Source organism: Streptomyces sp. CC53 (assembly GCF_001865245.1).
In the GTDB taxonomy this organism is placed as follows: Bacteria; Actinomycetota; Actinomycetes; order Streptomycetales; family Streptomycetaceae; genus Streptomyces.
This window is the reverse complement of sequence record NZ_MKXB01000144.1, coordinates 93,807-106,695: the sequence shown is the minus strand read 5'-3', so window position 1 is coordinate 106,695 and position 12,889 is coordinate 93,807. Positions and strand designations below refer to the sequence as shown.

Below are 12,889 nucleotides of genomic sequence, written 5' to 3'. Positions count from 1 at the left end.
GCGGACCCCGACCGGCCCTTCGGCCCCCGTCACCGCCCCCCGGCCGGTGACGGGGGCCGGTATCTTTCCCGTACGGGGCAACCCCGGCGGTGCTCCGCCCGTCTTCCCCGGTGGTCACGGCCCGGTACGCGCCGGGGCGCCGTCGAAAGCCGGGCGGCGGCCCGCAGCGGACCCGCCCGCACGGCAGGCGCGGCTCGCACCGGACGACCGCATCAGCGATCACCACCTCATCCCGCAGGCAGACAGACGGAGGAACCGGCCTTGCACGTCCAGGAGTGGCTGGAGACCGTCCCCCCGCTCACCATCTACGTCCTGGTGGGCGCGGTGATCGGACTGGAGAGCCTGGGCATCCCCCTGCCCGGTGAGATCGTCCTCGTCAGCTCCGCCCTCCTGGCCTCCCAGCACGGCGACATCGACCCGTACGTGCTCGGCGCCTGCGCGACGGCGGGGGCGATCATCGGCGACTCGATCGGCTACGCCATCGGTCGCAAGGGCGGGCGGCCACTGCTCGCCCGGCTGGGCACCAGGTTCCCCAAGCACTTCGGCGAGGCCAACATCGCGATGGCCGAGCGGTCCTTCGAGAAGTGGGGCGTGTGGGCCGTCTTCTTCGGCCGCTTCGTCGCCCTGCTGCGGATCTTCGCGGGCCCGCTGGCCGGCGTGCTCCGCATGCCGTACTGGAAGTTCCTCCTCGCCAACGTCTTCGGCGGCATCCTGTGGGCGGGCGGCACGACGGCCGTCGTCTACTCCGTCGGCGTCGTCGCCGAGGCATGGCTCAAGCGGTTCTCCTGGCTGGGCCTCGTACTGGCGGTGGCGGTCGGGCTCACGTCACTGCTGGTCCTCAAGCACCGGGCCAAGAAGGCCGCCGCGGCCACGACGGAGGCGCAGCACGCCGCGACGGCACCGGCCCCCGCGGCCGGCGCGCGCTCGGGCAGCGGGGCCACCGCCGAGGCCGGGGCGCCGTCCGGCAGCGCCGCGGAGGGCGTCCGGTCGACCGGCGAGCGCGCTGCCGCGGAGGGCAACCCCTCGGACGGCGGGGGGCGCGTACCGGCGGCCGTCGGCACCGACTGAACGCGCCGCACCGGCCCCACGGCACCGGGCCCGCCGCCTACCGCGGGTAGGGGGGCCCAGCGCCAGGGCCGCGTCGCCGCACGCGGTCTCGTACGGCCGCCGGGGGAGCCGCGCGGGGCCGCGTAAGGGCCGCGTGTCCGCCACCCCGTGTCCGTCGTCGGCGCGTTCAGCCCCGGGCGGCGCCTCAGGAGCCGTGGGCCTCCCGGTGGGCGCGGGCCAGTTCTCCGTACATCGCCGCGTTCAGCCGGATGCCTTCACGCTCCTCCTCGGTCAGCTCCCGCCTCACCCGGGCCGGCACCCCCGCGACCAGCGACCCGGGCGGGACCCGCATCCCCTGGGGTACCAGCGCCTGTGCGGCGACCAGCGAGCCCGCCCCGATGTGGGCGCCGTTCAGGACCGTGGCCCCCATGCCGATCAGCACGTCGTCCTCGACGGTGCAGCCGTGCAGGACCGCGTTGTGGCCGACGGACACCCCGGCGCCCACCGTGACCGGGAACCCGGGGTCCACGTGGACGGTGCAGTTGTCCTGGATGTTGCTGTTCTCGCCCAGGGTGATCGGCCCGCAGTCGGCGCGCAGCACGGCGTGGTACCGGACGCTCGCCCCACGGGCCAACGTCACCTCGCCCACCACCACGGATGTCGGCGCGGCGAAGGCGCCCCCGTCCACCTGCGGTTCCTTGCCGCCCACCGCGGCGATCAGCGGTCGTTCCGTCATCGTCGGCCCCCACTCCTCGTGTTCGCGCCACCACGTCGCGCCCGACCGAACCGTATGCCACGCGCCGCACAACGCCCGCGGCGCGGTGGGGCGAACATCACAAGCCCGTGGCCTGACCAGCGACGATCGGGCCCACTACGGTGTCCGGGTGCCCAGGAACAGAAACGTGTTCTCCTCCGCGACGCTCGCCGCCTGGCGCCGGCGCACCCTGTCCCGCGCGGTGCACCGCGGCTGGCGGTGGGTGCAGGAGACCGGCGCGGTGACCGCGGAGCGCCCGGGACCGCTGCGGTTCCGGCGCATCGGCGCGGGCACGAAGCTGGCCTTCCCCCAGGGGGCGGTGTTCGGTGAGCAGTGGATCGAACTGGGGGAGTGCTGCATCATCGGCGAGCAGGTCACGCTCAGCGCCGGCATGCTCCCCGGGCTCGACCTGGGACCCGACCCCGTGGTGACCCTCGGCAACGGCGTCGTCCTCGGGCGCGGCAGCCACGTCGTCGCGGACGCGCCCGTCGTGATCGGTGCCGACACCTTCTGCGGCCCGTACGTCTACATCACGTCGACCAACCACAGCTACGACGACCCGGACGAGCCCATAGGCCGGCAGTGGCCGCGCTCCGCCCCCGTCGAGATCGGTTCCGGGTGCTGGCTCGGTACCGGCGCGGTGATCCTCCCCGGCGCGCGGCTCGGCCGCAACGTCGTGGTGGCGGCCGGCGCCGTCGTGCGGGGCGAAGTCCCCGACCACGCGGTGGTGGCCGGCGCCCCGGCCCGGGTGGTACGGCGCTGGGACCCCCGCGACGGCTGGCAGCCGCCGCTGCGCACGCCCGCTCCCGAGCCGATACCGGACCATGTGACGGCCGCCCAGCTGGCCGCGCTCGCCGCCTGGGAGCAGCAGGTCCGGCCCAGCCAGGCCCCCGGGGCCGCCCGTACCTAGCCGGCTGTGGCCAGCAGCACCGAGCCCGCCAGGGCCAGCCCCGCGCCCGCCGCCTGGACCGCGCGCAGCCGCTCCTTGAGGACACCGCGCGCGGCGAGCGCCGTCACCACCGGGTAGAGGCTGGCGAGGACCGCGGCGAGGGCGACCGGGCCGCTCTGGGCGGCGATCGCGTACGTGCCGTTGGCGGCCACGTCCGCCAGCCCGACGAACGCCAGCGCGGGCAGCGAGCCCCGCAGCGCGCGCAGGCTCCCGGCGCCTTCCGGCAGGGCACGGCCGCCGCGCCGTACGGACAGCCACAAGGCGGTGCCGCCGACCGCGACGTTCGTGACCCGCTGCACGAAGAGCGCCAGGAAGAGGCCGGTCAGGGTCGTGGACGCCTCGGCGATCAGCGCCATCACCCCGCCGAAGCCGAAGGCCGCGACCAGGGTCAGCAGCACTGTCCGCCGCTGCACCGGTGCCCCGCGCAGCTCCGGTCCGCCGGCCAGCACCACGCCGGCCACGGCCACGGCGACCCCGGCGAGTTGGACGGGCCCGGGCCCGCCGCCCGTGGCCAGGCCGACCGACACGGGGACGACGACGCCCAGCGAGGCCAGCGGGGACACCACACCCATCGGGCCGAGTGCGAGGGCCTTGTAGAAGGCGAGCATGGCCACCGGGCCCAGGACGCCCGCGGCCACGGCGAACCACAGCCGGGGGCCGGCCTCGGTCCAGCCGCCGGTCGCCACGACGACCGCGCCGAGCACCACCACGGCCAGGGTCTGGGAGACCACGACCACGGTCAGGGCCGGTGTGCGGCGGGTGAGCAGCCCGCCGCCGAAGTCGGCCAGCCCCCAGAGCAGGCTGGTGGCCAGGGCGAACAGGGCGGTCATGGGGCCTCGCAGTACAGTGCGGTGAACAGTGGGTGCAGTGCACCGTAGTGCACTCCATTGAACTCTGTCATCCAGAATATTGGACGGAATGTGTCTGACCTCGATCAGCTCACCCAGTCGCTCGCCCGCAACCTCAAGCACTGGCGCGGCGAGCGGGGCTTCACGCTGGACGCCCTCGCCGCCCGCGCGGGTGTCAGCCGGGGCATGATCATCGCGATCGAGCAGGCCAGGACGAACCCGAGCGTCGGCACCACCGTGAAGCTCGCCGACGCGCTGGGCGTGTCCCTCACGACCCTGCTGGACTACGAACGGGGGCCGCAGGTCCGGCTGGTGCCGCCGGAGCAGGCGGTCCGCATGTGGTCCACCGAGGCGGGCAGCCGCACAACCCTCCTGGTCGGCACGGAAGCCCGGGGTCCGCTGGAGCTGTGGGCGTGGACGCTCGCGCCCGGCGACGCCAGCCCCTCCGACCCGCACCGCGAGGGCACGACGGAACTGCTGCACGTCACGGCGGGCGTGCTGACGTTGGTGGTAGACGGGGTGGAACACAGGGTGCCGGCCGGCACGTCCGCGGTCTTCGAGTCCCATGTGCCCCACGCCTACCGCAACGACGGAGGGGAACCGGTCGAGATGACCATGGCGATCTCGGTCCCGCCGGTCCGCTGAGCCACTCGGGCGGCGGAGGCGTCACTGCCTGCGGCGGTCTCCCCGCCCGCCGTACGGGCGGCACGCTGCGGCCTGCCGACGCGCGCCCCCGGACGCGGCCACGCGCCGTCCACGCCGCCGCTGCCCGCGCTCGCGCGACTGTCCGCCCGGCCTTGCGCTGAGGGCGCGGCGTCACGGGCGCCGGTGCGGCGGCGGCCCGGGGCGCCACTCGGGGGACTTCCGGCGTGGCGGGGCCCGGCAGCCGTGACCGACGCCCGGACCGCTACGAGCATGCGGAGGTGGTGCGGCGCCGGCCCCTGGAGGAATCGTGAGCACGACGGACCCCACACCGGTGGCCACCGGTGTGACACCGGAACGACTCGCCGGGCTGCGCGCGTGGAACCTGGGCCTCACCGTGCTGCACCTGGTGCAGGCCGCGGCGGTCGTCCTGCTCGCCGGGAGCTTCTCGATCACGGTGACGTCGTCCGTGCCGGAGGGGCCGCCCGGGACGGCGGCACCCGTCCCCGAGGCGCTGTTCGACGTGCCGGTCGGCTGGGCCGTCGCCGTCTTCCTCGCTCTCGCGGCACTGGACCACCTGCTGACGGCGACCGTGTGCCGCGGCACCTACGAACGCGACCTCAGGCGCGGCGTCAACCGCTTCCGGTGGGCGGAGTACGCGCTCAGCGCGACCCTGATGGTCCTCCTCATCGGCTTCTACGCGGGCGTCACCGGTGTCAACGCCGTCATCGCCGTCGCCGGAGCGAACATCGGGATGATTCTCTTCGGCTGGATCGAGGAGGTGATGAACCCGCCGGGACGGACGGCGACCACGATGCTCCCGTTCTGGTTCGGCACGCTGGTCGGCGTGGCGCCGTGGGTCTCGATCGCGTACAACGTCCTCGCGGCCGAGACCGTGCCCGGCTTCGTCTACGGGATCGTCCTCGTCCAGGCGGCCCTGTTCTTCAGCTTCGGCCTCAATCAGTGGCTCCAGTACCGCGGGGTGGGCCGCTGGTCCGACTACGCGTACGGAGAGAAGGCGTACCTGGTCCTCAGCCTCGTGGCGAAGTCGCTGCTGGCCTGGCAGATCTTCGCCGGCTCGCTGGCCGACTGAGTCGCGTTCGCCGCCGGCCGGGGACCGGTGCGACGGAGTTCGTGATCACGGCCTGCCGCCCGAGAGGGCCTCCGGGCGCGGCGTCACCCATCCCACCGCCGGGCATGCCGCACGGCGTCGCCGGGTCCTGGGGGTCGGTCGCCGACGCCCTGGACCGGGTCGGGACCGACCCTCCGTCCGGGTTCACCCGCGAGGTGGTCTTCCGTCGCTGCCCGGCCTGCCAGGAGCACAGCATCGTCCGTGAGGGCGACCTCTTCTGTGTCTTCTGCGGCTGTGTCTTCTGCGGCGGCGTACTGCCGGACGTCTGGAACGTGGACCCCGCGGTCTGGGGCCGGCGGCTGGGACAGCCCGCTTCCGGTGGCGCCGCGGTGGGTGGCGCGGTGCGCGGGGCGGTGCTGCGGTGGTTCCGCGACGCGGGCGGCCGGCCGGAGGGCGGACCGGCCGGCCGCGGAGGGCCGCCCACTTCCCCTGAGCCATCGACCCGCCCCCCGAGGGCCGGGCCGCCGGCGGCGCGCATCCCCCTGGCCCGTCGGGGCCACGGCTCCGGACGAGCACGGCCGGTCCTGGGTCCGACCCGTGCGGCCCCCAGGCCAATCGCTCAGCCCGCCTGCCGCTCCCCGGCTCGCGAGGGACCCCTCAGTCGAGGTGCCGGACCTCGATGGCGGGGCAGCGGTCCATCACCATGTCCAGTCCCGCCGCCCGGGTGCGGGCGTAAGCGTCGTCGTCCACGACGCCGAGCTGGAACCAGACCGCCTTCGCACCCTTCGCCACGGCCTCGTCGGCCACGGCGCCCGCCAGTTCGCTGCGGACGAACACGTCCACCACGTCCACCGGGAACGGGATGTCGGCCAGCGAGGCGTACCCCTGCTCGCCCAGTACGGTCTCGGCCTTCGGGTGCACGGGCACGATCCTCTTGCCCAGTGTCTGGAGGAGCTGTGCCACCCCGTACGCCGCGCGGGCGCGGTTCTCGGACAGCCCCACGACGGCCCAGGTGTCACCCAGCTCCCTCAGGATCTTGCGTGCCGTCTCCCGGTCGCCCGTCCCGGTGGCCCTCTCCGCGTGCGTGGACATGTGCCGCCTCCTGAACGGCCGGGATGCTGCCGGCCACGGATCCTCGTCCCTGATCTTCCGTTCTGGCCAACCACCCGCGCCCGTGTCGCATTCCTTACGCCCTTCCCTGCGCGGCCAAGCCCGCCGGTGTGCTCCGCCCGAGGCGATCCTTCCCGCGGTCCGGGCCGAGAAGGGGCTTGGCCTCCAGAGCGGATAGTGGCACTATCTAGAAATAGATAGTGCCACTATCCGCTTGGAGGAGACCGGCATGCCCGCCCTGCCCTGGATCACACCCCACCCCGCCCCGCCCCGCGCCCCCGTCTACGTCATGGCCTCCCGCTTCGAAGTCCGCTCGCTCAAGGACGTGCCCGGCTTCCTCCTGAGGTCCCTTGCCGCCTGGCGGCAGGTGAAGCGCGCGCCCGGCGCCTACGGGGCCTCCCTCGTCGCGCAGCCCTTCCGGCGCACCTTCCTCACCCTCTCCGCCTGGCGCGACCGCGACGCCCTCTACGCGTACGCCCGCGCCGAGCCGCACCGCGGCACCATGCGGGACCTCCGCCCCGCCATGCGCGCCTCCACCTTCACCTTCTGGGAGGCGGCCGCCGAAGACCTGCCGGTCGCCTGGAGCGAAGCCCGCCGGCGCCTCGACGAACAGGCGGCGGCCGACGCCGCGGGACGGCCGTGAGACCCGCGGGTTTAGGGTGGCCGGATGCAGGAGCAGTACCTGACGGTGGCCCGCGAGGGCGTGCACGAGACCGAGATCAACCGCTCGCGCTTCCTCTGCGCGCTGGCCCCCGCGGCGACGGAGCAGGAAGCGCAGGACTTCGTCGCCCGCATCCGCAAGGAGCACCCGACCGCCACCCACAACTGCTACGCCTACGTGGTCGGAGCCGACGCCTCCGTGCAGAAGGCATCCGATGACGGTGAACCCGGCGGCACCGCGGGCGTCCCCATGCTCCAGATGCTCCTGCGCCGCGACGTGCGGTACGTCGCGGCGGTCGTCACGCGGTACTACGGCGGCGTCAAGCTCGGCGCGGGCGGTCTGATCCGGGCGTACGGCGGTGTGGTGGGCGAGGCGCTCGACGCCCTCGGCACCGTCACCCGCCGACGCTACCGCCTGGCCACCGTGACCGTGGACCACCAGCGTGCGGGAAAGCTCCAGAACGACCTGCGGGCCACCGGACGCGCCGTCCGCGACGTGTCGTACGGCGACGCGGTCCGGATAGAGATCGGGCTGCCGGAGGCGGACGTGGACGGTTTCCGCAGCTGGCTCGCCGACACCACGGCCGGCACCGCCACCTGCGAGCTCGGCGGCGAAGCATACGGCGAGGCATGAGCCCCGCCACATCCTCCACGCCGACCACGAGGAGGCCGGGCACCGGGGCCCGCTCCCCCTCGCTCGTAAGCGACCCGGTCGGCGCCCCGCGGCCCTCCCGCACCCCGCGGTCTTTCCCCGCACGGCGGCGCTGCCCGCACCACCGTCCTGCGAGCGGCCCCGGCAGCCGTCCCGGCCCCCCGAGGCCGGGAGCACCTGTGCATCGGGGCGCCGACCCCGGCCGGTCCCTGCACCGCAGCCGCCGACCCCGCGTCGCCCGCGGCACCTGCGCCGCCGGGCACCGCCCCCGCCCTGCCCTCAACACCGGCACCAGAAGCCCCATCCGGTGCCCGCGCCACGTGGACCGCACCGTCGATACCCAGCCCCGGTCGGCCGATGCGGCCCCGCTGTCAGACCCGGCCGCTACCCTCACCGATCATGAGACTCCTGCACACGTCGGACTGGCACCTGGGGCGGTCGTTCCACCGTGTCGGCCTCCTCGACGCCCAGGCCGCCTTCCTCGACCACCTCGTGTCCGCCGTGCGCGACCACGAGGTGGACGCGGTGGTCGTCGCCGGGGACGTGTACGACCGGGCCGTACCGCCGCTGACCGCCGTGGAGCTCTTCGACCGTGCCCTGCACCGCCTCGCCGACGCCGGCGTGCCCACCGTGATGATCTCCGGCAACCACGACTCCGCACGGCGCCTCGGCGTCGGCTCGGGGCTCATGGAGCACGCCGGGATCCACCTGCGCACCGACCCCGACGGCATCGGGACACCCGTCGTCCTGCCCGACGCGCCACACGGCGACGTCGCCTTCTACGGGCTGCCGTACCTGGAACCCTCCCTCGTGCGCCAGCGCCTCGGCGCCCGCAGGGCCTCACACGAGGCGGTGCTCACCGCCGCCATGGAACGTGTCCGCGCCGACCTGGCAACCCGCCCGGCCGGCACCCGCTCCGTCGTCCTCGCCCACGCCTTCGTGGCCGGTGGAGAGCCCAGCGACAGCGAACGGGACATCACCGTCGGCGGCGTCGCCGCGGTGCCCGCCGGTGTCTTCGACGGCGTCGACTACGTGGCCCTCGGCCACCTGCACGGCAGCCAGACGCTCACCGATCGCGTCCGCTACTCGGGTTCCCCGCTCGCCTACTCCTTCTCCGAGTGGCGCCACCGCAAGACGATGTGGCTCGTCGACCTCGGGCCCACCGGAGAGATCACCGCCGCACGCGTCGACTGCCCCGTGCCCCGACCGCTGGCCCGCCTCCGCGGCACCCTCGCCGACCTCCTCGACGATCCCGCCCACGACCGTCACGAGGACGCCTGGGTGGAGGCCACCCTCACCGACTCCGTACGGCCCGCCGAGCCTATGGCCCGCCTCGCCCGGCGCTTCCCGCACATCCTCAGTCTCGTCTTCGCGCCCGAGGACGGCGCCGACGGACAACGGCACCTCTCCTACGCGCGCAGGCTCCACGGGCGCACCGACCACCAGATCGCCGAGGACTTCGTGGCCCACGTGCGGGGCGGGTCCGCCCCCGACGACCGCGAACGCGCCGCACTGCACGGAGCCTTCGCCGACGTACGCGCCGACCTCGCCGCACGCGAGGCCGCAGACCCCGTCCGGGAGGCAGCCCGATGAGGCTCCACCGACTCCAGGTCACCGCCTTCGGCCCCTTCGGCGCCCGCCAGGACATCGACTTCGACGCGCTCTCCACCGCCGGGCTGTTCCTGCTCCACGGAGCCACCGGCGCCGGAAAGACGTCCATACTCGACGCCGTCTGCTTCGCTCTCTACGGCTCCGTGCCCGGCGCCCGCCAGTCGCCCGCCGCCCCGCTGCGCAGCGACCACGCACCCGTCGGCACACCCACCGAGGTGGTCCTCGAACTGACCGTGTCCGGACGGCGGCTGAGGCTCACGCGGCGCCCCGCCCAGCCCCGCCCCAAGAGGCGCGGCGGCGGCTTCACCACCGAGAAGGCCCAGTCACTGCTGGAGGCACACGACCCCGGGACCGACACCTGGAAGGGGCTCAGCCGCTCCCACCAGGAGATCGGCGAGGAGATCGGCCAGCTCCTCGGCATGAACCGCGAACAGTTCTGCCAGGTGGTGCTGCTCCCGCAGGGCGACTTCTCCCGCTTCCTGCGCGCCGACGCCGAAGCCCGCGGCAGACTCCTCGGCCGGCTCTTCGACACCCGCCGCTTCGCTGCCGTCGAGGAACGCCTCGCCGAGCAGCGGCGCGCCGCCGCGCAGCAGGTCGAGGCGGGCGACCGGCAACTCCTCGCCGTCGCCCACCGCATGGCCCAGGCGGCGGGAGGCGCCGCCGACGGCTGGCCCGCCCCCGAGGGCACGCCCGGCGACCCCGGCCTCGCCGCCGCCGTGCTGACCTGGGCCGCCGTGGCCCGCTCCGGGGCCCGCGAGGCCCGCGACGCGGCCGAACTCGCCCTGAGCGCGGCGGAATCCCGGCAGGCCGCCGCGCACCGCGCCCTGGAGGACGAGCAGGAGCGGGCCGCCCGCAGGCAGCGCCACGAGGACGCCCTCCGGCGCGCCGCCGCACTCGACGCCCGGCGCGGCGAGCGGGACATGTGGCAGGCCCGCCTGGAAGAGGCGCGCCGGGCCGAGCGCATCGGTGAGCCGCTCGCCCTGCGCGACGAGGCGGAGCGCGCCCACCGCGCCGCCGACACCGCGCGCACCCGCGCCGCAGCCGCCCTCCCGGGCGAGCCGGCCGACGCCGGGGCCGACTGGCTCGCCGCACGCGACCGGGCACTCCAACAGGAGCTCGCCGCCGTGGAAGCGGCCCGGGTCGCCGAGCAGCGCCGGGCCGAGATCGTGCGGGAACGCGCCGAACTCGACCGGAGGGCCCGCGCCGACGAGGAGGTCCTGCGGGACGCCGACGCCTGGCTGGCCGGTTGGGAGGCCAGACGGCGAGAGCTCCAGGAGCAGGCGGAGGCAGCGCAGGACGCCGCGACCCGCGCCGAGCTCCTGGCCGGCCGTCTGGAGCCGGCCCGCCGCCGGCTCGCCGCCGCGCGCCGCCGTGACGCCCTCGCCGAGGACGTCACGGCCGCCGAAGAGCGCCTCGCCACCGCACGTGAGGCGGCCAACCGCGCCCACGAGACCTGGCTGGACCTCCGTGAGCGCCGCCTGCGCGGCATCGCCGCCGAACTCGCGGCCCAGCTGGCCGACGGCGCCCCCTGCGCGGTGTGCGGATCCCCCACCCACCCGGCTCCCGCCGCTGCCGCGGACGGCCACGTGGACCGGGCGGCCGAGGACGCGGCGTACGAACAGCACACGCGTGCCGACGCGGCACGCACGGACGCCGAGCGGCGTCTCGCCGTCCTCCGGGAGACGCACGGCGCGGCGGCCGCCGAAGCCGCCGGCGAGTCGCCCGAGCGCGCCGCACCAGAACCGGCCGGCGCGGCGCCGACCGGGAGCGAGCCGGTACCCACCGGACCGACCGTGACGGAACTCGCCCACCACGTAGACGTGTTGGAGACGGAGCACGCCGAGACACGGGCGCTGGCCTCGACCGGCCACGCCCTGCGGGAAGAGCTCCGCCGGGCGGAGCAGGAACACGGCCTGCGGCTCGACGCCCGGCAGCAGGCCCGCCTCGCCCTCGCGGCCGCCACGTCCCGCCGAGAAGCCCTCGACCGGCAGCAGGCCGTCCTGGACACCGACCTGGCGCGCGCCCTCGGAACCGCGGCCACCACCGTCGCCGAGCGCTCGGCCGAGCTGGAGCGGCAGATCGAGGCGGTGGCGCGGGCCGCCGACGCCGTACGCGCCGTGGAGGAGACGGCACGCAGACTGAAGGAAGCCGACGACCGGCTCGCGGACGCCGCGTACCGCGCCGGCTTCGCCACCCCCGACGCGGCAGCCGCCGCGCTCCTCGACGACGGGCGGCAGCGCGACCTGCAGCACCGGCTCGACGCCTGGCAGGCGGAGTCCGCCGCCATCGCGGACCGGCTCGCGGAGCACACCGCACGGCCCGCCGCGGAGGGCCCGCAGCCCGACCCGGAAGCGGCCCGCGCCGCCTACGAGACCGCCGAGCGCGCCGCCCGCGCCGCGGCCTCCGCCGTTGCCGCCGCACGCGACCGGTGCACCGCGCTGGACCGGCTCTCCGCCCAGGCGGAGCGTGAGGTGCGACGCCTCGGACCACTGCGCGACCATCACGACCGGTTGGCCAGGCTCGCCACACTGACCGCCGGAACGTCGGCCGAGAACCAGCGGCGGATGCGCCTGGAGACCTACGTCCTCGCAGCCCGACTGGAACAGGTCGCCGCGGCCGCCACCGCGCGCCTGCAGCGCATGTCTGCCGGCCGCTACACCCTCGTCCACTCCGACGCCCGCGCCGGTACCAAGCGCTCCGGCCTGGGCCTGCACGTGGTCGACGCCTGGACCGGCACGGAACGCGACACGGCCACGCTGTCCGGCGGGGAGACGTTCTTCGTGTCCCTCGCCCTCGCGCTGGGCCTGGCCGACGTCGTCACGGACGAGGCCGGGGGCGTCCGCCTCGACACCCTCTTCATCGACGAGGGCTTCGGCAGCCTCGACGAGCACACCCTGGACGAGGTCCTCGACGTCCTGGACGGCCTGCGCGAACGCGACCGCAGCGTCGGCATCGTCAGCCACGTCCCCGACCTGCGCCGCCGCATCCCCGCCCAGCTGGAGGTGGTGAAGGGCCGCGACGGCTCGCGGGTGCGGCTGCGGGGGGCCGAGGTCACGGGGTGACGGCGCGGCGCGGCAGGGGGGAGGAGTAGACGACGCTCGTCGTCACCGAACCGAGGGAGGAGACCTTGCCGGCCACCTCCTCCAGGTGGCTCATCGACCGGGTGGCGACCTTCAGGACGAAGCAGTCGTCCCCGGTGACGTGGTGTGCCTCCAGGATCTCCGGCGTCACGTCCAACAGGTCGTGGAACGGTTTGTAGTTGGCGTGCGGATAGCGCAGCCGGATGAAGGCCATGATCGGCAGTCCCAGGCGGGTGGGTTCGACGACGGCCGTGTATCCGGCGATCACTCCTGCCTCCTCCAGCCTGCGCACCCGCTCCGTCACGGCACTGGCGGACATGGACACGGTCCGCGCCAGGTCGGTGAAGCTCGCTCGGCCCTGCTCCTGGAGGGCCTTCAGGATGCGCCAGTCCGTCGTGTCCGGTGAGTATCCCGTCATGGTCCACTCTTAACAGGGGATTCCCCGGCGAAGCAAGGGATCTGCC

Annotated in this window: 11 protein-coding genes and 1 pseudogene; 8 read left to right on the top strand and 4 right to left on the bottom strand. The window is 74.9% G+C overall.

The window, feature by feature from the left end; genetic code table 11:
- Nucleotides 1–261: 261 nt before the first annotated feature.
- Nucleotides 262–897 (top strand): annotated as a pseudogene (locus BJP40_RS14700) (DedA family protein); the annotation flags it as partial.
- A gap of 355 nt (nucleotides 898–1,252) precedes the next feature.
- Here the strand turns inward: BJP40_RS14700 and BJP40_RS14695 are convergent.
- Nucleotides 1,253–1,783 (bottom strand): gamma carbonic anhydrase family protein, encoded by a 531-nt coding sequence (locus BJP40_RS14695; RefSeq protein ID WP_071280744.1) that lies wholly within the window; start codon nucleotides 1,781–1,783, stop codon nucleotides 1,253–1,255.
- Between the two features lie 148 nt (nucleotides 1,784–1,931).
- Here BJP40_RS14695 and BJP40_RS14690 point away from each other — a divergent pair, with 148 nt between their 5' ends.
- A complete protein-coding gene (locus BJP40_RS14690) occupies nucleotides 1,932–2,711 on the top strand; it encodes a DapH/DapD/GlmU-related protein (protein ID WP_071268940.1) in 780 nt (259 codons plus the stop codon).
- Here the strand turns inward: BJP40_RS14690 and BJP40_RS14685 are convergent.
- Nucleotides 2,708–3,580 carry an EamA family transporter gene (locus tag BJP40_RS14685; protein ID WP_071280743.1) on the bottom strand — a complete coding sequence of 291 codons (873 nt, stop codon included), beginning with the start codon at nucleotides 3,578–3,580 and terminating at the stop codon, nucleotides 2,708–2,710. The two genes, BJP40_RS14690 and BJP40_RS14685, sit on opposite strands and share 4 nt — an antisense overlap.
- A 90-nt stretch (nucleotides 3,581–3,670) precedes the next feature.
- Here BJP40_RS14685 and BJP40_RS14680 point away from each other — a divergent pair, with 90 nt between their 5' ends.
- Together BJP40_RS14680 and heR are read left to right on the top strand one after the other, a co-directional pair.
- Entirely contained in the window at nucleotides 3,671–4,243 is a 573-nt protein-coding gene (locus tag BJP40_RS14680; RefSeq protein ID WP_071268942.1) for a helix-turn-helix domain-containing protein, read from the top strand.
- A gap of 307 nt (nucleotides 4,244–4,550) precedes the next feature.
- Nucleotides 4,551–5,333 carry a heliorhodopsin HeR gene (gene heR, locus BJP40_RS14675; RefSeq protein ID WP_226962787.1) on the top strand — a complete coding sequence of 261 codons (783 nt, stop codon included), beginning with the start codon at nucleotides 4,551–4,553 and terminating at the stop codon, nucleotides 5,331–5,333.
- Between the two features lie 636 nt (nucleotides 5,334–5,969).
- Here the strand turns inward: heR and BJP40_RS14670 are convergent.
- Nucleotides 5,970–6,404 (bottom strand): CoA-binding protein, encoded by a 435-nt coding sequence (locus BJP40_RS14670; protein WP_071280742.1) that lies wholly within the window; start codon nucleotides 6,402–6,404, stop codon nucleotides 5,970–5,972.
- Between the two features lie 247 nt (nucleotides 6,405–6,651).
- Between BJP40_RS14670 and BJP40_RS14665 the strand changes: the two genes are divergently transcribed.
- The 4 genes from BJP40_RS14665 to BJP40_RS14650 all read left to right on the top strand — a co-directional run bounded on the left by BJP40_RS14665 (nucleotide 6,652) and on the right by BJP40_RS14650 (nucleotide 12,407).
- Nucleotides 6,652–7,065: a DUF3291 domain-containing protein gene (locus BJP40_RS14665; RefSeq protein WP_071280741.1), complete on the top strand. Its 414-nt coding sequence runs from the start codon at nucleotides 6,652–6,654 to the stop codon at nucleotides 7,063–7,065.
- A gap of 24 nt (nucleotides 7,066–7,089) precedes the next feature.
- The gene (locus BJP40_RS14660; protein ID WP_071280740.1) at nucleotides 7,090–7,716 is read left to right on the top strand and encodes a YigZ family protein; all 627 of its coding nucleotides are present in this window, start codon (nucleotides 7,090–7,092) and stop codon (nucleotides 7,714–7,716) included.
- Nucleotides 7,717–8,133: 417 nt separating this feature from the next.
- Nucleotides 8,134–9,327 (top strand): exonuclease SbcCD subunit D, encoded by a 1,194-nt coding sequence (locus BJP40_RS14655; protein ID WP_071280739.1) that lies wholly within the window; start codon nucleotides 8,134–8,136, stop codon nucleotides 9,325–9,327.
- Nucleotides 9,324–12,407 carry an AAA family ATPase gene (locus tag BJP40_RS14650; protein ID WP_071280738.1) on the top strand — a complete coding sequence of 1,028 codons (3,084 nt, stop codon included), beginning with the start codon at nucleotides 9,324–9,326 and terminating at the stop codon, nucleotides 12,405–12,407. Before BJP40_RS14655 ends, BJP40_RS14650 begins: the two co-directional genes overlap by 4 nt.
- Here BJP40_RS14650 and BJP40_RS14645 read toward each other — a convergent pair.
- Nucleotides 12,397–12,843: an Lrp/AsnC family transcriptional regulator gene (locus tag BJP40_RS14645; RefSeq protein WP_071269224.1), complete on the bottom strand. Its 447-nt coding sequence runs from the start codon at nucleotides 12,841–12,843 to the stop codon at nucleotides 12,397–12,399. The genes BJP40_RS14650 and BJP40_RS14645 overlap by 11 nt on opposite strands.
- Nucleotides 12,844–12,889 lie beyond the last annotated feature (46 nt).

Excerpts from the sequence above, each read along its gene's own strand:
- BJP40_RS14660 (WP_071280740.1), top strand. The coding sequence starts at position 7,090 with ATGCAGGAGCAGTACCTGACGGTGGCCCGCGAGGGCGTGCACGAGACC.
- BJP40_RS14665 (WP_071280741.1), top strand. The coding sequence starts at position 6,652 with ATGCCCGCCCTGCCCTGGATCACACCCCACCCCGCCCCGCCCCGCGCC.
- BJP40_RS14670 (WP_071280742.1), bottom strand. The coding sequence starts at position 6,404 with ATGTCCACGCACGCGGAGAGGGCCACCGGGACGGGCGACCGGGAGACG.
- BJP40_RS14650 (WP_071280738.1), top strand. The coding sequence starts at position 9,324 with ATGAGGCTCCACCGACTCCAGGTCACCGCCTTCGGCCCCTTCGGCGCC.
- BJP40_RS14655 (WP_071280739.1), top strand. The coding sequence starts at position 8,134 with ATGAGACTCCTGCACACGTCGGACTGGCACCTGGGGCGGTCGTTCCAC.
- BJP40_RS14695 (WP_071280744.1), bottom strand. The coding sequence starts at position 1,783 with ATGACGGAACGACCGCTGATCGCCGCGGTGGGCGGCAAGGAACCGCAG.
- BJP40_RS14645 (WP_071269224.1), bottom strand. The coding sequence starts at position 12,843 with ATGACGGGATACTCACCGGACACGACGGACTGGCGCATCCTGAAGGCC.
- BJP40_RS14685 (WP_071280743.1), bottom strand. The coding sequence starts at position 3,580 with ATGACCGCCCTGTTCGCCCTGGCCACCAGCCTGCTCTGGGGGCTGGCC.